The organism is Shewanella waksmanii ATCC BAA-643, assembly GCF_000518805.1.
Taxonomy (GTDB): Bacteria; Pseudomonadota; Gammaproteobacteria; order Enterobacterales; family Shewanellaceae; genus Shewanella; species Shewanella waksmanii.
Map to the genome: position 1 here is coordinate 1 of NZ_JAEH01000029.1, position 20,904 is coordinate 20,904.

The window sequence follows — 20,904 nt, forward strand, 5'->3', positions numbered from 1 at the left end:
GGGCAGCTTCTATGAAAACAACATCAATCATTTGAGTTTACCGCATCTCAATGATGTGTACTCAGCCAGTCCAGATAACCAAGCGCATCAGGTTTCGCTTTCGGGTCAATACCAGCTTAACCGTACCGTGATGAGCGGCCGTTTAGTGACGGGGCGGATGATACAAGACGATGACCTTATCCAGATGAGCGGCAACCCGTTGCAAAACTGGGACGGACAAGTGGACACCTTAGATGGTCGCTTGGCGGTTACGTCGATGTTGACCAACCGTTTGCGCTTAGGCGGCAGTGTCGATTACAGCAAGCGCGACAACAAGAGCTCAGTGGCGGAGTTTGCGCAATACAACTTTAACAGTGTCACGGGGGCCTTTAGGCAAAACACTCCACGGGATTATGAGCGCAATACCTACAAGGTGAACGCCAGTTACCGCATTGCCAGCGGTTACCGTTTGCAGGCGGGGTATAACCGCAAAGAGGTGGAGCGCAGCTTTAGTGAGCGTGAGCAGACCCATGATGACAGTTTGTGGATGAAGTTTAACGTGCGGGCACTGGACAAGTTCAACATCAACCTCAAGGCAGAGCACGCCAATCGCGGTGGCTCAGAGTATGAAGCAGACGCACTGACCTCATCAGAACAAAACGCCTTGATGCGCAAGTACTACCTGGCAGACCGTACCCGTAATGCGGTTGAGCTGAGTGTTAACCATAGCCCAGTGCATTGGATGAGCTTAGATATCAACACCCGCTATGCCAAGGATGAGTATGACGAGACACAAATCGGCTTAACGGAGTCGGAAGATTATGGCTATGACGTGAGTGTGAGCTTGCAGCTCAGTGAACATGTGAACGCATATGGTTTTGCGGGTCAGCAGTGGATTAATTCAGCGCAAGCGGGCAGTCAGTCCTTTGGCAGTGCGGATTGGTACAACGACATTGAAGATGAGTTTACCAACATAGGCGCGGGGCTGAGCTATGGCGGTTTGATGCAGGACAAGTTGACCTTGGGGCTGGACTATCTATTTAGCAACTCCGTGAGCGACACCTATGTGACGACTGAAGGCACACGGCCTTACGGGGATTACTACAGCTATAACCACAGCGCGAGTGTGTATGCCGATTATGCGCTGAATGAGCAGATGGCATTGAAGTTGAGTTATCGCTATGAGCGTTACTACGACACCGATGCGGCGGTAACCGATGTGAACAGTATTCCGGGTTTAGTGACCTTGGGTGACATCAATCATGACTATAACGCACACCAAGTGATGTTGTCGTTTAGCTACAAATTGCGTTAATCGCAAGCAGTGAACTACGAGGATAGAGGTATGGAACGTAGAAGTTTTTTGAAAGCGAGTGCAGCACTGGGTTGTGCGGCGACAGTAACCGGTTGTAAGACCAGCTCGGATGACGCCAATGTCAATCCACCTGAGCCACCGGTCACTGATGAAGTGCAGTCATGGTCTGCTTGCTTGGTTAACTGTGGCTCAAACTGTCCAGTTAAGGTATTTAGTCGTGATGGCGTGATCACCCGCGTAGAGGCGGACAATGAGACCACCGATGAATACGGTTATAACCATCAGATCCGTGCTTGTGCACGGGGCCGTTCTTTGAAGCAGCGTACTTATGCCCCTGACCGTTTAAAAACGCCGATGAAGCGTATTGGTAAGCGTGGCGAAGGTAAATTCGTGCCTATTAGCTGGGACGAAGCGGCATCAACAGTCGCGAGTGAACTTGCGCGTATTACCAATGAATTTGGCAATCGCTCTATTTTGAAATTGTATGGATCAGGCGCCTATTACGGTTTTGCTAGCTCAAGTTGCTTTAACCGCCTATTAAACTTGAATGGTGGTTTCTTAAATATCTATGGTAACTATTCTTGGGCGCAACAAACTGAAGCGGCTGCGGCCACTTGGGCTGGCGGGTCAACCAACGGTAGTTCAATGGTGTGTGTTGAAGATAGCGACCTGTTTTTAGGTATTGGCTACAACCCAAGTGAGATGCGTCAAAGTGGTTCAGGTGAAGGCTATGACTTCTTGCAGGCGATTCAAAAGAATCCAAGCATTGAGCTGATCATGGTTGATCCACGCTATACCGATTCGATGGCAGGTAAAGAAGATAGCTGGCATGCGATTCGTCCAGGTACTGATGCGGTATTTGCCGAAGCTATTGCTTACGAGATGATCAGCTCAGGCTGGGTAGCGCAAAACTCTAAGTCGTTCCTGGACCAATACTGTGTTGGTTATGATCGTGAGTCATTGGAGAAGACCAAAGCGGAATTTGAAGCTTCAGCTGATGAAGCCAAGCTTGAATACGCTAAGCATATTGATGTTGAAGAGAACTACCATGACTACATTTTAGGTGTAGGTAAATTTAGTGAGCCTAAGACTGCACAGTGGGCGGCGACTATTTGCGGTATTTCAGAAAGCAACATTAAGAGTATCGCACAGAAGATCATGAATGCTCGTGCGCCATACATCATCACCGGTGCAGGTGTTAACCGTCATGCTAACGGTGAGCAAGCGATGCGTGCTTGTTACATGTTGCCGTTCTTGACCGGTAAAGTCGGACAAGCGGGTGTGAACAACGGTGCGATTCCTGTGCAAGGCGGCATGAGAAAATCTGCAATGTCAGGCCTATCTAACCCAGTTAAAGAGTCTATTTCATTCTTTACTTTCTCTGACGCGATTGAACGTGGGCATGAGATGACAGCGCGTAAAGATGGCCTACGTGGCATGGAAGATCTAGACACGCCATTGGGTCATGATGTTAAAGCGATCTTCGCGATTAACTCTAACTCACTAATCAATCAGCATTCTGATTCAAACGGCACCCACAAAATCCTTGAGGATGACACTAAGTGTGAGTTGATTGTGGTGGCTGATTGCTGGATGACACCTTCTGCACGTTATGCCGATATCTTACTCCCAGATACTAGCTGGTTAGAGTCTAACGACTTGATTGACAACAGCTATGCCACCGGCCTAATGGGTTACCTTGTGGCGATGAAAGCGGCAGTTGACCCAATGTGGGAATGTAAGTCGATGTACGACATGTGTGGCGAAATCGCCAAGAAAATGGGCGTATACGGCGAATACTCAGAAGGTAAAGACGAAGCCGCATGGTTGGATCAGCTTTATGACGGCACCTTAGGTCAGTCAACCAGTGCTGATGCAATTCCCCCCATGCCGAGCACTTACCAAGAAGCGCAGGAAATTGGTGTTTTCCGTTCATTTAACGGTACTAAGCGAATTGCACTAGACAGCTTTATTAACGGTGGCACTCCACTAGGTACGCCATCAGGCAAAGTTGAAATTTACTCTCTGTCGTTTGCACAAAAAGCCGCAGAATGGGAGTTTGATGCTGATGTTAAGGGTGATTACATCACGGCATTGCCTAAGTATCAGCAAACTTGGGAAGGCTTTGATGACGACGAGACAACTGAAGAATATCCACTGCAGCTAATGGGTTTCCATACCAAAGGTCGTACTCACTCTAGCTACCACAATGTGCCTTGGTTACGTGAAGCGGTTGAAGATGCGGTGTGGATGAACCCACAAGATGCCTATGCCCGCGGTCTAGCTCAAGGTGACAAAGTTCATGTTTGGAGCAAGCGTGGGACCATTGAGTTACCAGTGCGTATTACTCCACGTATCTTGCCGGGTGTAGCCGGACTCGGTCAGGGAGCTTGGTATCAGCCAGATCCAAGTGGGCGTGTAGGGCCATCGGGCCATGTTGTGGACATCGGTGGTTGTATTAACACCCTGACCCGTTACCAACCAAGCCCAGTGGCTAAAGGTAACCCGCAACACACTAACCGTGTACAGATCGCAAAAGCTTGATGGAGTAACAAAAAATGACTGAAGCAACCCAATATGGTTTTTATGTAGACACCACCAAGTGTACTGGTTGTAAAGTGTGTCACGTATCGTGTAAAGACAGAAAAGATTTACCTGCAGGTGTCAACTGGCGCCGTGTGTATGAGTATGGCGGCGGCAGCTGGTCGACTAACGCTGATGGTAGTTTTGAGCAAAATGTTTACTCCTATTATATGTCTATAGGCTGTAACCACTGTAGTGAGCCTGTGTGCGTGAAAGCTTGCCCAACAGGCGCGATGCACAAACGCAAAGAAGATGGTCTGGTACAGGTTTTTGCTGAGCAATGTATTGGCTGTGAAAGCTGTGCGCGTGCCTGTCCTTATGATGCACCGCAGTTAGATCAAGAGCGTAAAGTGATGACCAAGTGTGATGGCTGTGCTGACCGCGTTGCCGAAGGCAAACAGCCCATTTGTGTTGGTTCGTGCCCGCTGCGAGCACTGGATTTCGATACGATGGAAAACCTAACTGCTAAGTATGGTAATGGTGATGGTCATATCGCACCACTGCCATCGGCTAGTGTGACTTCGCCTAATTTGATTATTAAAGCGAACAAGCATGGTCAGCCAGTATCTGGCGGTAATGGTGAAATCTTAAACTTTGCAGAAGTATAAGTAGTCTGGGCGCCCCTAATGGGGCGCCATTTATTGAGATAACGACCTATGACAACCAAACACAGAACCGAAGAATATCTAGCACTGCAAGCCATTGCTCGTATATTGCACAATGCGCTACTGAGTTACCCGAGTGAAGCATTGGTGCAGACCTTTGTTGATAATCAGCTAGGTGAGACTTGGCCACATCTAGCGAATTCTGAACAAAATCAACAAGGCAGAGATTTGTTGCAAGCGTTTACTCAGCAATGGACGGTTGCGCAACTAGACGAGTTGAAGCTTGACTATGGTCAGCTATTTTTTGGTCCAGGAGAGCCGACTGCTATGCCTTGGGGATCGGTCTATTTAGGCGAGCAGCAGCTGTTAAATGACGACTCGACCGTCGCGCTAATGGCATTTTATAAGCAGCAGCAAATTAGTTTCGAGCTGGAATATAATCAGCCACTAGATCATATTGCTTTGTTCTATGCGGTATTGGACCAACTATTGGGGCAGCTGGCGCAAGAGCCAGACAATAAAGCGGCGCTAGAAACAATGGTGGTACTGTTGCAACAGCATATGTTGCCGTGGTCGGGACGTTGTTTAAGTTTGGCAATTGAACATGCTGAAACTGACTTTTACAAAGCGATTGCATTACTGGCAGCGGATTTTGAAACTCAGTTGGCTAAAACAGTCAATGTGGTACCAATGCCTATGCGTTTGTTTAGATAGGACGGTAGAACAATGAGTGTTATTCGTTCTGTGGCTGGTCAGTGGGAAAAAGCGGAGTATGCGCATCAGCTACAAGCTTTTTTTAAACAGCATGACCAGTTAGGCCACTTATTTGTTGGGGCGACGACTAGCAGTACTGTGTGCAACTTGCTTGCAGCCATGATCGAATTACCGGCAAAACCGAAAGATCTCGACTATCAACTTACCTTGCCACACGTGTTCCATGACCTGTTTCAAGGCTTTCTTTTGCTTTTTGTGAAAGACGCGGAGCACAAAGCACTATCGCAAGCGGAGCAATTGATCTTATCGATCACCGTGCATTTTGCACAACACATCATTGAACACGCAGAGCAGTTTAATACAGCATTGATTGCGACAGCGCAGCGCGTGTTATCGGCAATGTCTCAGCTTGAGTTGCAGCGTAAGAGCCAGCGCCGTTCTTTGCAAAATATGGGGCGTAGTTAGTCGTTACGTGCCTGCCGAAGCTGTAGCGATGTTATTTAATGCATAGGATTACCCTGAGGACTCACTAGCAAGGGCGGATAGAGCAGGGTAGATCTGATATTTAACTACTGGCCTGATTGTCAATCCATTCACTCATTACCACATGGGTTTTAATTTTGATGATGTCGGTTTGGGCATCGATATACTCGCGAATTTCGTGAAGACGCTTCATTGAACTCGCGCGCACGTATACTAGTAAGTCCATGTCGCCAGTGATGCCGCGGCAGGTGATGATCTCTGGAATGGTCTGAAATACATGAACGACATCGGCACAACGAGGGCAGCGATGTTGTATTTCAAAATAGGCCGATACCCCTTCTTTTTGTGACTCGCTCAATAAGACTTGATAGCCACGAATAATGCCGCTTTGCTCTAGCTTTTTGATCCGCTCTGATACCGCACTGCGAGAAAGGTTCACCGAGTCAGCAATGTGGGAGATACTGTGGCGAGCATTTTGTCTTAGGGTGGCGATAATTGCTTTATCAAACTTATCCAATGATTTTTCCTATCAAAATCCGACAATTTGTCGGTTTAAGTTATTAAAGCCGTCAAATTGTCGGTTGTTAATCTGTTTTTGTAGGTCAACTCCAACAGAATGTTGCGGTGACTAGATCTATACTAGCGCAATTGAACACTAGAGCGGTATTCGTTATGACACATATTCAAGGAAACATTGGACGTTGGCAAGGCGCTGGATTAATGGCCACCACTTTGCTTGGTACTGGGGTATTTATTTTGCCGCAAATGACCATCGCCACAGCTGGCATTGGCGCCTTATGGGCGTGGATTGGCTTAACTATTGCGATATTACCGGTCACTTTGGTGTTTGCTCGCCTAGCAGGTGTTTTTCCTCATGCCGCTGGGCCCGCTTATTTTGTCGAGCAAGCGTTTGGTAAAATTGCGGGTCGCACTATTGGCTTGATCTTTCTCTTGGTGGTACCACTTGGTGCACCTGCTGCTATTTTGATGACATTTCAGTTCGTTAATGAACTCGTGAGTCTATCGGGCCTTTATCAACTGCTAACAGAGTTGTGCTTGTTACTACTATTGTTGCTATTGAACCTACGTGGCATTCAGGTTTCTGCCAAACTGCAATTTGCGCTAACGTTGGCAATTGTGTCTGTGGTGGTGGCGATGTTTGGTAGCGGTGGAGCCAATATTGCGGCACTGGAAGTTAATGTCAGTAAAGATTTTGATTTGAGTGTGGTTATGGCCGCTGCTGGTATCGCTTTTTGGAGCTTTTTAGGTGTAGAGGCGATGACCCATTTAGCCAATGACTTTAAAAACCCACGTGCTGATATGATCCCAGCGATGATGATCGGTACTGCATTGGTGGGTTTAGTGTATTTAGCCTGCACGCTATTGTTGTTATTTGTGCCGCAAGGTGAAGGATTGGCCATGGTGCGCGCATTTGATGAGTTGCTCGGCGGCTATGGAGCACAAGTGATTGGCGTACTCGGCATTGCAGGCGGCTTAGCGACCGTGAATGTGTATACCGCAAGTGTGGCGAGGCTAATCTGGAGCTTTAGCCGTGAAGGAGTGCTGCCAAACTACTTTGATAAGCTCAATCAACATCAGGTGCCAGTGCGTGCGCTTACCACGGTTTTGTTAGTCATGGCGGTGGTGATAACGTTGACCCACCTAACTGGGCAAGAGTTAGAGCATCTGATTGCTTGGACTAACGGTGTATTCGTGATCATCTATCTTGCTGCGATGTTAGCCGCGATTAAGTTATTACGCCGCCGCTATTTGCCTTTAGTGGCCATGGGCGTGTGCTTCTGTCTATTGCTGATGGTGGCTCTGGGCCAAAATATGTTGTACGCCTTGTTGTTAACAACGGTTGTATCGACTGCGCTAATGGCTAGAAAAAGACACCAACATCGTCGATGCCCTCAGCCTTAGCGGCTGTTTAAATAAGGCCCTTAGTATTGTAACCAAGGGCCTTTGGGTTAAATCATTTGGTCGAGTTTAAAGTCAAGTTGGACTTGCTGATTGCCTTGGGGAACCGCTTGGCCGTTTTCAATTTTTGGCTTGTACTTCCACTTTTTAATGGCTTGTATTGCCGCACGATTGAAGATGCGCTTGGGATGCGCCTCAACTACAGAGACATTCTCGACGCTGCCCGAGCTTGATATATCAAAATTGACAATGACATAGCCTTCCTTACCTCGTTGAGCAGCATCAATGGGGTATTGTGGTGATATCTGAATCACCGGTAGCGCTTGTGCATCTGCAGCTTGCCTACCTTGATAATTTATTGTGGGTGTAACCATGGAAGGCATAGTTACCGCTACGGCCATAGTATTATCATCGGTTGGTTGTAATTTAGGGATAGATGGCGGTGCAACAGCGGGTTTTGGCGGCGTTAAATCGTAGGTTTTTTTCTCAGGTGGAGACTCGTCTGGGATAAAACTTAAGTTAAATTCAGGTGCCTTGGCAATTTCGCCAGGCGGTTGATGTTCGATATTGATTAGGCTAGCCATAAAGGCAAACAGGGCAAAGGTAATAATACCGCCAAATAGTGCGGTGAGAGTGGGTTTTAGTAGTGCAGTTCTACTCATAATCGTATCCTTACATTATGTACTCAGTCGCAGCTTTGAAGTTTTTTTACTTGAAAGTTTGCTCATGAGTAGAAGAAACACACTTTTACATTTAGCAGTGTTTTGTTACTCCCGCTAGTAATAGTTTGATTTTTATTCGGTTTATTTCATATTGATAACAAGGTTGCAACCTTGTGTTTACAGGTGCGGTGGGTAAAGCCTAGCGGCTAATAATACCAATCAGTATAAGAATTTGATCTACTCAGCGCGCTTTGGGCAAACTAATTCAAGGCGAATGATTGAAACAATGGTTGTTCCCTTGCGAAATTATTCAACGCAGAAGTAGGCAGCCTAAAACGCGCCAGAATGGCGAGTATTAGCGATTCTGATGCTGTGTTAACGAGCTTAACCGTAGAATAACTATGCTCTTCACTCGTTGCAAGCCACATGGATGTGGTGAATGTCATTAATGCAGGAGCATTTAAGGACCTTGCCTCAGAATCGCTAAACTCTCGCTGAGTGACTAAATGTTTATACTGATTGGTATAATACCGAGCAGATCTTAATGCGGTGCTAAATGTGCAAGCTAGGCTCTTGAAACATGAGCCTGTGAAAAGGACGTTTATTGGCTGCGTTGTGTCTCGATTGCTAAGTTACGCATCTGAATCAGTTCACTGTGTTTTAGGTACAACAGCTCTGCCGTGCGGCGCACAATTTGATCTTCATATTGGCAGAGTTGACCATCTGCGTAGGCCAATTGCCACATTGCTAAAATGAGTTTTTGTTTCTGCTCAACGCTACATTGTTGGTTAATCTCTTGGGTAAATTCGTACAAAGAGGTGGCATTGCCTTGAATCAATTTCGCCTCATTAATTAACTCATTTGCCTCACCGATAGAAAGTTGCATGGATGAAGTCAGCAGCTGCGGCAATAGATCGGCTTCGTTATCGCTCAGGGTTTCGTCAGCATAAACGACTTCCAGCAGTAAACTCACAGCGGCAAGGCGTAATTGGCGCTCTTGCTCTTCTGGGGTGGCCGCTTCGGTGTGAGAGGTCAAAAATTGCTTTAGTTTCACTAGCATAGATAGATACCTATTCGCTGTGACAATGATACTGATGGGTATTAGAGTCCGATTAAAAAAAAGAGTTCATCATAATCGCTTAGGATGAACTCGATTTAATCTTAGCTAATGCCGTCTTTATAGTGGTTTATAGCAGTGCGCCTAACCCCTGCATCAGTAAATCGGTGGTGCCGGCACCGGCCGTTTCATCCACATAGCCTTTGAGAATATCTACCATAGGTGCGGCGAGCTCTTTTGATATACCGAGCTGTTCAAAAGCATCGTAAACCTGAGCCCCACCTTGCAGCGAGCTACCTAAATCACCGGCTTTAGCGAGCAAACCTGACATACCAGAGTCACTATCCACTTCTGGTGCGGCAGCAAGTAGACCGTCAATGCCCGGTATCGCTGCGGCAATGGGACCAAATTGATCACCACCTAAAGTTGACTGGGCCAAAGATAATAGGCTGCCTAATCCACCTTCGGCTTGATTTTGATTGAGACCGAGTTGCGACATGACACTATCGACGAGTCCACTTGACTGGCTGTCAGTCACCTCAGTTTTACTCTCTTCTTTCTTGGTTAAATCATCAAACCAACTCGCGTGCGAGGGAAAGGTTAGAATTGTGGCACTGATTAGTAGTGCAAATGCAGCAGAAAGTCTCATTGTTTGCCATCCTATGGTTACAACATCTAAATTAGCGATCCATTCTAGCGTAATTTGTCACACAGTTTGCAGTTATTTTATGACATCAGTTGTGCAAAAAAACTCAATTTTCGGTATCCTGTGCGACTTACTACATTGTTTTAATTATTTATTGGAAAGACACATGTCATTGTCAGCGATATTAAGCGAAGCGTTTAATTTCTTTCGCAATCATATTAGCCAGTTAGCGATACTTACTGTGCCTATTCTGTTTGTCCAAGTCGGCATTCAGTTATGGATTGGAATGGAAATGGCCAATGCCGATCTAGAAAATCCTCAGTTTGGTGCGCCGCACATGGCGGCCATGATGGCATTGTTATTGGTATTTTCATTGTTGATTGCAGCTTTGACGCTGTTTTTAGAGCTGCGTTCGCAAGGGCATGACCCAAGCACTGGGCTTATTTTAAAAACCAGTTTGAACTTTGTGCCGGGCTTATTGCTTGCTGGTGTCTTTTCAGGTCTAGCCATTTTAGCGCCGGTGATGTTATTCGCAGCGTTTGGCCCATTGTGGCTCATTGGTTTGACGTTAAGTATCTATATTTTTGCGCGCCTAGCCTTCGTTAATTTCATGGTAGTGGTAGAGCGCCTTACGCCATTAGAGGCGATAAAAGGTAGCTTTAAGTTCAGTGGGCCAATTGCGTTTAAAACCCTCATGGTGTTGATGCTCTATATCCCGCTGTCGCTATTAGGCGGCACGTTTTCGCAAATTGCTCAAAGTGCTGGCTTTCCGGTGCAGCTTATCGTTGAAGTCGGCTTTGCGTTTATCGGTCTATTCGTCAATGTGGCCCTGTTCCGCTTGTATATGGTGTCGCGTCCATCTGTGGACGAGCAAGTGTAATTAACGCTGAAACTTGTGGGTTTGTCGCTAAAATATTGGAGCCATTAACGTGTTAACTGATATTGAATTCGTGACGCAGTTTTCAGCTGAGCTAGGTGAAGATTACGCCATTGCCAAAAGTTACGTACGTGATGTACCGACCCATGCTTTACTGCATATTCGTAGCTTTACCCACAAGTTGACCGATGCGTTGGCGGCTAGCCGACAAATCATTTTTGATAGCCCTAACCTGTATGATCGTATTGAGCGACTCAATCAGCAGCGTGTTATCGATGTACGCGTCACTCGGGCGCTTCATCGCTTACGCGGGGACGGTAATCGCGGCGCCCATCCAGAAAAATATCACTTAACAGCAGAGCAGCTGCAAACATTGGGTGAACGCTCCATCGAACGCTTACTTAGTTTGGTGACGAGTCTTTATCCGGTGTTAAAACAGCAACCCACGCCTGAATATCATTTTGAAGCATTCGATTCATTTGCTGGCCGTGACCTGTGTTATCGCGCAGTGATGGAAGATGATGTACAGGCGCAGTACTTATTGGGCATGTCACTGAAAACACGTGCTTTGATGCAACGAGAACAAGAGCAAGCATTAGAGCAAAATGCGCAAAACTCCCAGTCTGTTGACGTTAAAAGTGATGCGACCTTTGCCAAAGCCGCTTATTGGTTTGGTTTAGCCGCCGAACAGCATCATGATGCTATGCATGAACATGGCGTTAGCTTAATTCATGGCTATAGCGGTAGTGTTGACGTGGCTGCCGGTGAGCAAGCGATTGCCCAAGCGGCTAAGCTCGGGGTGGCCAATGCCATGGCGCTGTTGGGTTACTTCTACTTAGTGGGTGGCGAGACCATTCAAGCCAATAGCGGGGATGCATTGCATTACTTGCAAGCGGCAGCTGCTAAAGAGCAATCTGAGGCGATGGCGAATCTGGGCGTACTTTATTATCAACAAGGCAATATGCCACAAGCTCATCATTTCATTTCTAAAGCGGCTCAAGCTGGTTTTCCCCATGCCCAGTATCATCTAGCGTTAATGCTGGCCCGAGGGGAGGGCTGTACCGCGGATGCAATAGCCAGCGAGCAGTGGATGGCCGAAGCTGCTGAACAAGGTCAGCTAGATGCAATGCTGACTCGTGCACAGCATATGCTTAATGATGAAAATGCATTTGGCAATGACCTTTCACAAGCAGAGCAGTATTTGCGTGAAGTCGTGCGCTATGGCCATAGTGTACCGGCGATGATTGAACTTAGCATTGCCTTAGCAGATGGTATTTTGGGGCGCATTGATGTAGTGGGTTCGGCGGCATTACTGAATATGGCTCGCAGCCGTGGCAATGAACAAGAGCAGCAGGTAATTGCGCCTTTATGGCAATCATTACAGCAGCAAATCAGCAGTGTGTTGGCGGTAACCGATGATACTCATGAGCGCCAAGCGTTAACACGTGCACAAGAGTTGCTTAATGATGATCATGACTTGGCTTCAACATGAGCATTTTCGTCGATAACCCTCTACTTATTGAATACAATATTCAAAAATAGTACATTGGCGCATGATTTTCCACTGTAAGGTGAGCTCAGTGCCTATTTCAAGCGCGATCCAAGTTCAATTCCCGGTTGCCGAACAGCGTGTTAACAGTATGCTCGATCAGCAGGCCGAGGCGTATGTGAAATTAGTCTTGGCGGTGGGATGTCATCAAAGTGATTATGTTGACGCCTATTATGGTCCGCAATCATGGCGTTCAGAGCAGCGTTTGCTGCCACTGCCTTTGCTGCTACAAAGCGCAAAGGGCATCGACACTCAGTTTGCGGCATTAGCGCAGCAAACCCTCAGCCAGACGCAGTCGCAGCGTTTGTCGTTCTTGCAGTTGCAACTCGACTCGGTCATTTTTTACATTGAACAGTTACAGGGCAAATCGGTTAGCTTTCGTCAGCAGTCGGCTGGCTTGTATGATGCGCTGGCTCCTGAGTATCAACTGAGTGATTTTACGCTTAGTTTGTCGACGCTTGATCAGCTTTTGCCGGGCAATGGCGATTTAAGGCAGCGTTTTGAAGATTATCGCGCCCAATTTATTGTGCCCAGTCATGCAGTCGCCTGCGTATTTAACGCGTGTGTGCAAAAGGCGCGGCAACTGACCGGATTGCACATTACGCTCCCAACGGCTGAAAACTTTAAAATCGAATATGTGACAGACCAAATCTGGACGGCCTATAACTGGTATCAAGGCCAGTTCAATAGTGTGATTCAGTTAAATCAAGATCAGCCTTTGTATCTTGAGCGAGCCATGGAGCTAGCCAGCCACGAAGGTTATCCAGGCCATCACGTATTTAACGTGCTACAAGAGCAAAGCTTAGTGCAGCAACAAGGCTGGGTAGAGTACGCGATTTACCCACTATTTAGCCCAATATCTTTTCTGTCTGAAGGCAGTGCCAATTATGCGCTTGCTATGATCATGACAGATGAGCAAAGACTAGCTTTTGAGCGTGATGTACTAATGCCAATGGCAGGTATTGAGGCGGATATTGCGCATTATCAGCAAGTGATGCAGGTCTATAAGCAGTTGGCGTATTTGGACAACTATGTATGCCAAAAGCTGACTGATGGCCACATTGATACCGATACTGCGGCTGCACTATTGGTCAAATATGGGTTGTACTCAGATTCGCGTGCCGCCCAGCGGGTACGCTTCTATCAAGCCAATCAAGCTTATGTGATTAATTATAACTTTGGCGAATACAGTGTGAAAAACTGGGTTGCGGCACAACAAGCCAAGGGCGCAACGGCTTGGCAAGCGTTTGAGGCCCTACTTAGAGGGCCTCTGAGTGCTTCACAAATATTGGCAGGACTTAGCCGTTAGGATCGTGCTCAAACGTACGGCCTTGGTGAGGGCGTGGACTAAATGAAGTCTCGCGCTGGCCGAATCGTTGCGGTTGTGCAGGTTCAAAATCGCTTTGTTGTTGCTCAAACTGCTGTCGGTTAAATTTAGCTAGTTGGCGTTTCAAAAACACTCTGCCAAATAAACTTAACGCTATAAAACTGCTCGCACCAACTAATAATACAAATGGCAGTGCGATTAAAACTAGTGTCATCACTAATAAGCCGATCACAAATGCTAACCAGCCTCTGCCGCCAGAAAAACGCTGCAATGGACTTTGGTTGAATTGGCTATAAATCATTGGGTACTCCCTTGGTTACTTCGACTCAGTCTGCCTATTTACTAAACGAATTTCACGTTAAATCCGCTTAATCTTGATGCGCAAATGTAACTGAGTTTTTCATTGTTGCCATGGCAATGATAGCAGTTGGCGGATTAACCTAAGCTGAATCAGTACGAATTAAGGGGCATCATGGTTATCGCGAAACGCTTCGGCGACTTTCTGACAAATCGTTTGCCGTATCCATTTATGCCCTGGTTCATCGTTATTACGTTCATGCCATAACAGTACATAGGCCAGCGGCAGAAACTTAATTGGCAGTGGCAGCTCAACCAATGGGTAGAGTTTGCTTGCATGGCGGGCGAAACTCGATGGCAAGGTAAAGATCAGATCGCTATGGGCACAAATACTGGCAGCACCATAAAAGTCCGGTACCGTGGTACTGAGGCGTCGGCGGTGCCCTTGGGTGGCTAAGTGGTAGTCTAGCGCCCACCATTCGTTACCCTCACAACGCACTTGTACATGGCTCATTTCCAAATAAACCGCTAAATTCCATTGCCCTTGCTGCACCGTAGATAAGATGGGGTGGTCTTGACGGACGAGACAAACCTGATGGTCGGTAAACAAAGTTTGGTGGGCGATGCCTTCGGGTAATTGCTCAACGCGAAAATCTGACTGGGGATGCAGATCGCGACCGGCAATACCAAAATCGATTTGACCTTGTTGCAGCGCTGGCATCGACTGCTCCAACCAAAAATAGGTATCTAGGCGCAGGTTGGGGGCGTTGTTCAGCAGTGGGCCAATAAAATAAGGCATTAAGGTTTCATAGGCGCTTTCAACCATGGCAAAAGAGAATTGCCGCGTACTATTGGCCGGTATGAAACTCGGTGGCTGAGTTAGCTGATGCAAGCGCTGCAACATATCGGGTAATTGCTGACTGAGTTGCACCGCATGGGCTGTCGGTTTTAATCCATGAGCGGTACGAATAAATAAGGGATCGTCTAAGGTTTCTCTTAGTCGATTTAAGCTTTTACTTAGCGCAGATTGGCTTAGGTGGAGCCGATTGGCGGCCCGCGTCACGCTGTGTTCTTCAAGTAACACCTGCAAAATGACTAACAGGTTAAGATCGATACGGGCTAGGTTATCTAGGCTCATTAAGATATTCCTCAGGGGAAATTCAGTTCTGAAATTATACCATTTCTATTCATAACATTGTTTGGGTAATATCAACACTCAATAACGGATACACCAAGGCTCAACTGAGCACACTCACTGAGCTGTAATACTGAGAGAATCATGCGTCGAAATTTACTGCCAATACTGATGTCGATGGTGGTGTTAAGCCCACTTGCCATTGATATTTATCTACCCTCTATGCCCACAATGGCCGCCGAATTTTCGGTGTCGGCCAGTGAAGTGCAGTCGACATTAGTATTGTTCCTATTTGCGATGGGTGTCGGGCAAATTCTAATTGGCCCGCTTGCTGACCGTTACGGTCGTCGACCTGTCGCTTTAGGTGGGGTGTTACTCTATATCGCCAGCAGTATATTAGCGGCAATTGCCATTGAGTTTCATTGGTTGCAAATTGCCAGAGTGCTGCAAGGTTTAGCGGCTTGTTCCACCTCTATTGTGGTGTTTAGTGCCGTGCGCGATTGTTTTACACCAAAAGAGGGCGCACGTTACTACAGTTATCTCAACGGGGTGATTTGTGTCATTCCGGCTTTAGCACCTACCCTTGGAGGCTTATTAGCACTGCAATTTGGTTGGCGCTCTACTTTCGTATTTATGACGCTTTATGCGGTGGTCATTATGGTTTTGGTGGGTTACCGATTACCTGAAACTCGACCTAGCAATACCGTGACTACTGGCCCTCTATATCGTTGGGCCCGTTATCAGCCGGTATTGAAAGAACCGCATTTCTTATTCTATGCCTTTGCATGTATGGCCGGTATGGCGGCGATTTTAACCTATGTGTCTTATTCACCAGTATGGTTAATCGATCGTCTCGGGGTATCTGAGCTGACCTTTAGTGGGCTTTTTGGACTTAATGCTCTGGTCAATATTGTGGCCTGCTTTGTGGCACCTATGGTGATAACACGTTTGGGCAACCGGCCAACGGTCATTGTGGCCTTGTCGGCAATGTTAGCATCGGCGGTGATTCAGGTTATTACCCAACAGGTTGGTCCGCAGCAAGGTCTAGCTGCTGCGTTTGCCTTTATGTTACCTATGATGCTGCTGTGTATAGGTTTTGCGTTATTGCTTGGCCCCGCAACTAGTATGGCGTTGTCAGCATTTGGTGAGCGGGCAGGTACAGCAACGGCAACGTTAGGCTTTATTCAGATGAGTGGTGCATCATTGCTGACCGGATTAGTGCAGCAAACGGCGATTCCCGCCCCTTATGCTGTGGCATTAGTGATGGGCTGTTTAGCCAGCGCACTGTTATTAATGATGGCGATGCCAAAGTTTGATAGTTGGCACCAAGAGCAACATCACCACTAAATTGCACCGCAGTGACTCGAGTTGCTGCTCGCTATATCACTTAGTGATCTCTTACCCTATCACTCAGTGCTAACCCCAAACGCCACTGCTCACCACAGTGGCGTTTTTCTATGGTTATCTAAAAACGCCCTATTAGGCTCGCGCCAGCGGAAAAGCCCTCTAATGTGCCATCGTATCGGTCACCAAAAAACTGTTCTGCATGAAATTGAGCGGCTAGGTGATCAGAAAATTGCCACCAGTAGGCGGTGTTGAGGCTAAGCTGATCAATACTGTTACTTCCGCTCTCATAGTAGCCATTGTTCCTGTCGGAGTTATATTCATAGCTCAAATCCCGCCACATGTAGTGAGCTCCGAGTGACCACGAATTATTAATAAACCAGTCCAGTGACGCTGAAACTACATACACATCAGCCTGATACTGACTTGTCGTTGGACTAGATTGCCAATGACTTAAATTAGTTTGCTCTATATCTTGTTTTTCGCCAACAAGATAAAAATCAATACCGGCGGTAGTCTCGAATCGAATAAAGTGTCGGTACTCAATCCCAAAACCATCAATGGTTTTTTCTTCACGATTTATAAAGTTATCTAACGTCTTATATGAATCATCCTGTGATTCGTTGCTATAGAACACCGTAATAGATGCGTTATCGTTAAGGTAATACCCCAAAGATAAACCATATTCATCACTGTCTTGGGAAAAGGTGTTACTCAGTTGTGCAGGTTTAGATTGTTGATAACGTCCACCGACAAACCAGCCGTTATCGAACACATAGGTTGCATCAACACCGTAGAAGTCGCTATCGGCTTTTGCACCGCCTGATAACGAGTCTTGTTGAGCGGTATAGAACGCACCAAATTGACTGCTTTGAGCTAAAAAACCGTTGAGTGCATAGGGGCCATTGGCAACATCAACTTCATCGAGGTAGTAACGATAATTGACTTGCCATAGATCACTGCCTGACAAATAACTGTCTATGTTATCATTGTTGATATAACTCAGATCAGCTTGATGATTAAACTGGCCAGTGTTGGCAAGCACCAACGAGGGTACAGCGAGCATGGCAATGGCTATGATTGGGTACTTCGCAGGTTTGCGCATATTACATCCTTGTTATTGTTGATCTATTTAGCGACAGCTTAATGATGCGACTAAATAGTGACGGCGTTATGTTAGCTAAGCGCAATAAAGCCAGCTAACTTAATCTTCAACTAGTGCATTAAATTAGCATTTAACAGGCTGATACATATAGATATTAATTGAATCAAACTGTATCGATATCTCGTAATCAATCATTGGGAAGTCATGTCTAGAAACTGCTGTGATGCTTGCTTATTTCCGCTTAATGCATGTATATGTGACGCCATTCGTCCGCTCAATCATCAGCAAGAATTGATTGTAATGCAGCGCCCTAGTGAGGTGGGTCATGCCAAAAACAGTGTGCGGCTGATGCAGTTGGTACTGAGCAACTTAAAAGTGTTTGTGGGTGAGCAGAGTGCAGATTTTGCCGCGTTACAACACTACTTAAACCAGTGCGGTAAACCGGTGTTTTTGATTTACCCCAGTGATGACAGCAAAGAGATAGGGCAAGCTGCAGTGCCGAGCAATGCAGTATTTATTCTACTTGATGGTACCTGGCGTAAGGCCTACAAATTATTGCAACTGAACCCCTGGTTGAGCCAGTATCGGGCATTGCATTTTGATTTAGCGTCAGCGTCTAACTACACCATTCGTAAATCCAGTCGCAGTGATAGTCTATCCACGTTAGAGGCAGCCGCGATGACGTTAAAACAGCTGGACAATAATCTCGATGTGACACCGCTCACCGACGCTTTGGCTGCAATGGTTAATAGGCGTTTAGCGGCAATGCCTGCAGAGGTGCGTCAACGTTACCGCAAATCAACTGACACAGAATGATAAATCTAGGTCACTGGCTTTACTGCAATTTTGTGACATATATCAGGGCTTGCTGAACAAATCTTCGCTCAGATCACGATATTTCAATAAGGATTCAGGTCTAATGCCTGTTGTCGCCCAATGGGGGATTGGGGGTTGTGTCATCGCGTTGTCCATGCAGGGAGGCAACGCTTTAGGGGAAACCCAGGTGGCACAGCTTCCCGCTAATCAAATTGATATTAGTCGTCAAAATTGTCACTGGTAAATTGCTCTGCTGCACTCGGGTGACCAAAGAAATACCCTTGTGCAAAGCCTTTCCCCATGCGCGCCAGTAGCTCTTTTTGTTGCCGAGTTTCAACCCCTTCTACCACAAAGCTAATATCTAACGCCTGCGCCAATTGAATCATTGCCTGGCATAACTCCTTACCCTGTGGCTCACTGAGGCGCTGGGCGAAACCTGCATCAATCTTTAAGCTATCAATGGGTAGCGAACCTAGCTTGCTCAGTGATGATAACCCGGCACCAAAGTCATCAATCGCAATATTAATGCCCAGACCTTTTAGCTTGATAAGCGTGGTCTTGATAAGCTCAGGTTGTCTTAATAGTGCCGATTCGGTGATTTCGAGCACTAACCCATCGGCTGGCAAATTACTGCGTTCTAGTGCGGTGGTGACATGCTCAAGAAAATCTGGGTGCGCGAGTTGCGTTGGAGAGATATTCACACAGGCTTTAAGGTCGGTATCGTGGCTGGCACGCCACTTTGCGATTTGGCTGCAAGCTTGATTTAGCACCCATTGGCCTAAGGTGATCAGCAGCCCGGCTTCTTCTAGCAGTGGGACAAATTCAACCGCTGGGACAATTTGGCCATCAGGTTTTTGCCAGCGAAGCAGCGCTTCGGCGCCAATAACACTGTTGCATTCAAGATTGACGATCACCTGATAAGCTAATTGAAATTGGTTCAGACTATGGGCATGGCGCAGCTCGCTAAGCATGTTGAGTTTCTTTTCGGCATCTTCATGCATACTGGCACTGTAGAACAGCAAATGATTGGGGCTTTTTTTCGCGCAATACATAGCTGTATCGGCAAAGCTTAGTAATTGTGATGCCTGGTCACTGTGCTCTGGGAACATGGCGATGCCAACACTGGTGCCGAGATAGGACTTTTGGCCGTCAATTTCAAAAGGTGCATCAAATACTTGCATGACCTGCCGTGAAACCTCTTCAACTTCATTTTTATCAACACAGCCTTGCAGGACTAAGGTAAATTCATCACCTCCAAGCCGCGCGATGTCGGCTTTTTCTATGCAGCAGGCCTCAAGCCGTGCCGAGACTAACTGCAACACCTTATCGCCAGTAGCATGACCAAAGCAGTCATTGATGTTTTTAAAGCCGTTGAGATCCATAAACATCAGTGCGCCAACTAAATGCGGCTGTTGTTTACTGTCCACTAAAGCTTGATTAAGAATCTCTTTGAGCTGATGGCGGTTGGGAAGGCCGGTTAATGTGTCAAATAGCGCCTGCTCTGTCAGTCGGTCTTCGAGTTTTTTCTTGGAACTAATATCACTAAAAAGCGTAATAAAATAAGCGGTTTGCTCTGTATGGATTTTACGACAACTTTTCCAGGCCGGAAAATGTGTCGCATCTGAGCGCTGCATTTCGACTTCACCTTGCCAGTTGCCTCGCTCCTCGAGAGTACCAAGGTAACTTTTATCGACAACATCATTGGTACGGCTGCTGTCGATAAAGTCTTGGCTTCTACCGAGTAATTGATCTGCACTATAGCCACAAATACGGCACATGGCTTTGTTGACGGCAATAATTTTATACTGACTATCCGTGATATATACCGCTTCAGCGCTGTCTTCTAATGCAATTGAAAGCAGCTGTTTGGGCAAGCTCTCAAAGCCATTTCGACTGCTTTTTCTGGTTCGACTACGGCGGTTAACTGGGGTGAGCTCGGCAATTAACACCGCTTGCTCATTGAGTGAGGCTGGATACAGAGTGACCTTTGTCGGCAGTTCAGCCCCTTGCTGGCTCATATGTAACCAATCGAATGATTTAATACTGCCGCGGGCGGCTTCTTGCATCACGTGCTGGGCGAACTCGATGCTGTTGCGACCCGATGATTGAATGCGTGGCGAGAAGTCGTAGGGAGTCGCATTGATGAAGTTTTCAGCCTGACTTTCAAAATACGCTAAGGTTTGCGCGGTGGCATGAATAAAATGAAAGTCCTTAATAACCGCCAGCATAGGCAATGATGACGCTGATTGCCACGCAATAATATGGCGTTCAGTATCAGCGTGACTGGAGCGCAATTGGCTTAATGTGTCAGACCATAGGTCCATGGGTGAAACTCCCTTATCACCATCCTGCAACAGCTAGGGCGGCATCCCTTTAATACACGTTGACGGTTTATAGCTTATTGTTATTGGTCTAAAAATAACCTTTATTGCCTGATTACTCAAACTTGTTAGCCAAATATTGCGACTGTTAAGAATAATTCGCTAATTA

Annotated in this window: 19 protein-coding genes; 11 read left to right on the forward strand and 8 right to left on the reverse strand. The window is 46.7% G+C overall.

What is annotated here, in order from left to right; genetic code table 11:
* The 5 genes from L865_RS0112525 to L865_RS0112545 all read left to right on the forward strand — a co-directional run.
* Nucleotides 1–1,294 (forward strand): MtrB/PioB family decaheme-associated outer membrane protein (locus L865_RS0112525; RefSeq protein ID WP_028773562.1); only part of this gene is annotated, 1,294 nt, incomplete at its 5' end.
* Between the two features lie 30 nt (nucleotides 1,295–1,324).
* A complete protein-coding gene (locus L865_RS0112530; RefSeq protein WP_028773563.1) occupies nucleotides 1,325–3,838 on the forward strand; it encodes a DMSO/selenate family reductase complex A subunit in 2,514 nt (837 codons plus the stop codon).
* 14 nt (nucleotides 3,839–3,852) lie between these two features.
* Nucleotides 3,853–4,485, forward strand: a complete 633-nt coding sequence (locus tag L865_RS0112535) for a DMSO/selenate family reductase complex B subunit (protein WP_028773564.1) — start codon at nucleotides 3,853–3,855, stop codon at nucleotides 4,483–4,485.
* A gap of 48 nt (nucleotides 4,486–4,533) precedes the next feature.
* Complete coding sequence (locus L865_RS0112540; protein WP_028773565.1) at nucleotides 4,534–5,196, forward strand: TorD/DmsD family molecular chaperone; 663 nt, start codon at nucleotides 4,534–4,536, stop codon at nucleotides 5,194–5,196.
* 12 nt (nucleotides 5,197–5,208) lie between these two features.
* A complete protein-coding gene (locus L865_RS0112545; protein ID WP_028773566.1) occupies nucleotides 5,209–5,661 on the forward strand; it encodes a hypothetical protein in 453 nt (150 codons plus the stop codon).
* A 100-nt stretch (nucleotides 5,662–5,761) separates the two neighbouring features.
* Here L865_RS0112545 and L865_RS0112550 read toward each other — a convergent pair whose 3' ends face one another.
* Nucleotides 5,762–6,196, reverse strand: coding sequence for an Lrp/AsnC family transcriptional regulator (locus L865_RS0112550; protein ID WP_028773567.1), 435 nt, complete (start codon nucleotides 6,194–6,196; stop codon nucleotides 5,762–5,764).
* Between the two features lie 155 nt (nucleotides 6,197–6,351).
* On the opposite strand from L865_RS0112550, the gene yjeH reads away from it, so the two are divergent.
* A complete protein-coding gene (gene yjeH, locus L865_RS0112555; RefSeq protein ID WP_028773568.1) occupies nucleotides 6,352–7,602 on the forward strand; it encodes an L-methionine/branched-chain amino acid transporter in 1,251 nt (416 codons plus the stop codon).
* 47 nt (nucleotides 7,603–7,649) lie between these two features.
* On the opposite strand, the gene L865_RS0112560 is transcribed toward yjeH, so the two are convergent.
* The 3 genes from L865_RS0112560 to L865_RS0112570 form a co-directional block, all read right to left on the reverse strand.
* On the reverse strand, nucleotides 7,650–8,261 hold the full coding sequence (locus tag L865_RS0112560) for an energy transducer TonB (RefSeq protein ID WP_028773569.1): 612 nt from the start codon (nucleotides 8,259–8,261) through the stop codon (nucleotides 7,650–7,652).
* A 601-nt stretch (nucleotides 8,262–8,862) separates the two neighbouring features.
* The gene (locus L865_RS0112565) at nucleotides 8,863–9,321 is read right to left on the reverse strand and encodes a tellurite resistance TerB family protein (RefSeq protein WP_028773570.1); all 459 of its coding nucleotides are present in this window, start codon (nucleotides 9,319–9,321) and stop codon (nucleotides 8,863–8,865) included.
* A 127-nt stretch (nucleotides 9,322–9,448) separates the two neighbouring features.
* The gene (locus L865_RS0112570; RefSeq protein ID WP_028773571.1) at nucleotides 9,449–9,967 is read right to left on the reverse strand and encodes a DUF2780 domain-containing protein; all 519 of its coding nucleotides are present in this window, start codon (nucleotides 9,965–9,967) and stop codon (nucleotides 9,449–9,451) included.
* Nucleotides 9,968–10,130: 163 nt separating this feature from the next.
* Here L865_RS0112570 and L865_RS0112575 point away from each other — a divergent pair, with 163 nt between their 5' ends.
* From L865_RS0112575 to L865_RS0112585, 3 genes are all read left to right on the forward strand, one after another.
* Nucleotides 10,131–10,844 (forward strand): hypothetical protein, encoded by a 714-nt coding sequence (locus tag L865_RS0112575; protein ID WP_028773572.1) that lies wholly within the window; start codon nucleotides 10,131–10,133, stop codon nucleotides 10,842–10,844.
* Nucleotides 10,845–10,878: 34 nt separating this feature from the next.
* A complete protein-coding gene (locus L865_RS0112580) occupies nucleotides 10,879–12,333 on the forward strand; it encodes a DUF4145 domain-containing protein (RefSeq protein WP_028773573.1) in 1,455 nt (484 codons plus the stop codon).
* A gap of 88 nt (nucleotides 12,334–12,421) precedes the next feature.
* Complete coding sequence (locus tag L865_RS0112585) at nucleotides 12,422–13,699, forward strand: hypothetical protein (protein ID WP_245608432.1); 1,278 nt, start codon at nucleotides 12,422–12,424, stop codon at nucleotides 13,697–13,699.
* On the opposite strand, the gene L865_RS0112590 is transcribed toward L865_RS0112585, so the two are convergent.
* Both L865_RS0112590 and L865_RS0112595 read right to left on the reverse strand, forming a co-directional pair.
* A complete protein-coding gene (locus L865_RS0112590) occupies nucleotides 13,689–14,018 on the reverse strand; it encodes a hypothetical protein (RefSeq protein ID WP_028773575.1) in 330 nt (109 codons plus the stop codon). The two genes, L865_RS0112585 and L865_RS0112590, sit on opposite strands and share 11 nt — an antisense overlap.
* A gap of 159 nt (nucleotides 14,019–14,177) precedes the next feature.
* The gene (locus L865_RS0112595; RefSeq protein ID WP_028773576.1) at nucleotides 14,178–15,152 is read right to left on the reverse strand and encodes a LysR substrate-binding domain-containing protein; all 975 of its coding nucleotides are present in this window, start codon (nucleotides 15,150–15,152) and stop codon (nucleotides 14,178–14,180) included.
* Between the two features lie 141 nt (nucleotides 15,153–15,293).
* Here L865_RS0112595 and L865_RS0112600 point away from each other — a divergent pair, with 141 nt between their 5' ends.
* Nucleotides 15,294–16,496 carry a multidrug effflux MFS transporter gene (locus tag L865_RS0112600; RefSeq protein WP_028773577.1) on the forward strand — a complete coding sequence of 401 codons (1,203 nt, stop codon included), beginning with the start codon at nucleotides 15,294–15,296 and terminating at the stop codon, nucleotides 16,494–16,496.
* Between the two features lie 118 nt (nucleotides 16,497–16,614).
* Here L865_RS0112600 and L865_RS24565 read toward each other — a convergent pair whose 3' ends face one another.
* Nucleotides 16,615–17,598, reverse strand: a complete 984-nt coding sequence (locus tag L865_RS24565; RefSeq protein WP_051484586.1) for a putative porin — start codon at nucleotides 17,596–17,598, stop codon at nucleotides 16,615–16,617.
* 204 nt (nucleotides 17,599–17,802) lie between these two features.
* Here L865_RS24565 and L865_RS0112610 point away from each other — a divergent pair, with 204 nt between their 5' ends.
* Entirely contained in the window at nucleotides 17,803–18,414 is a 612-nt protein-coding gene (locus tag L865_RS0112610) for a tRNA-uridine aminocarboxypropyltransferase (RefSeq protein WP_028773578.1), read from the forward strand.
* A 218-nt stretch (nucleotides 18,415–18,632) separates the two neighbouring features.
* On the opposite strand, the gene L865_RS0112615 is transcribed toward L865_RS0112610, so the two are convergent.
* Nucleotides 18,633–20,738: a sensor domain-containing protein gene (locus L865_RS0112615; protein ID WP_028773579.1), complete on the reverse strand. Its 2,106-nt coding sequence runs from the start codon at nucleotides 20,736–20,738 to the stop codon at nucleotides 18,633–18,635.
* Nucleotides 20,739–20,904 lie beyond the last annotated feature (166 nt).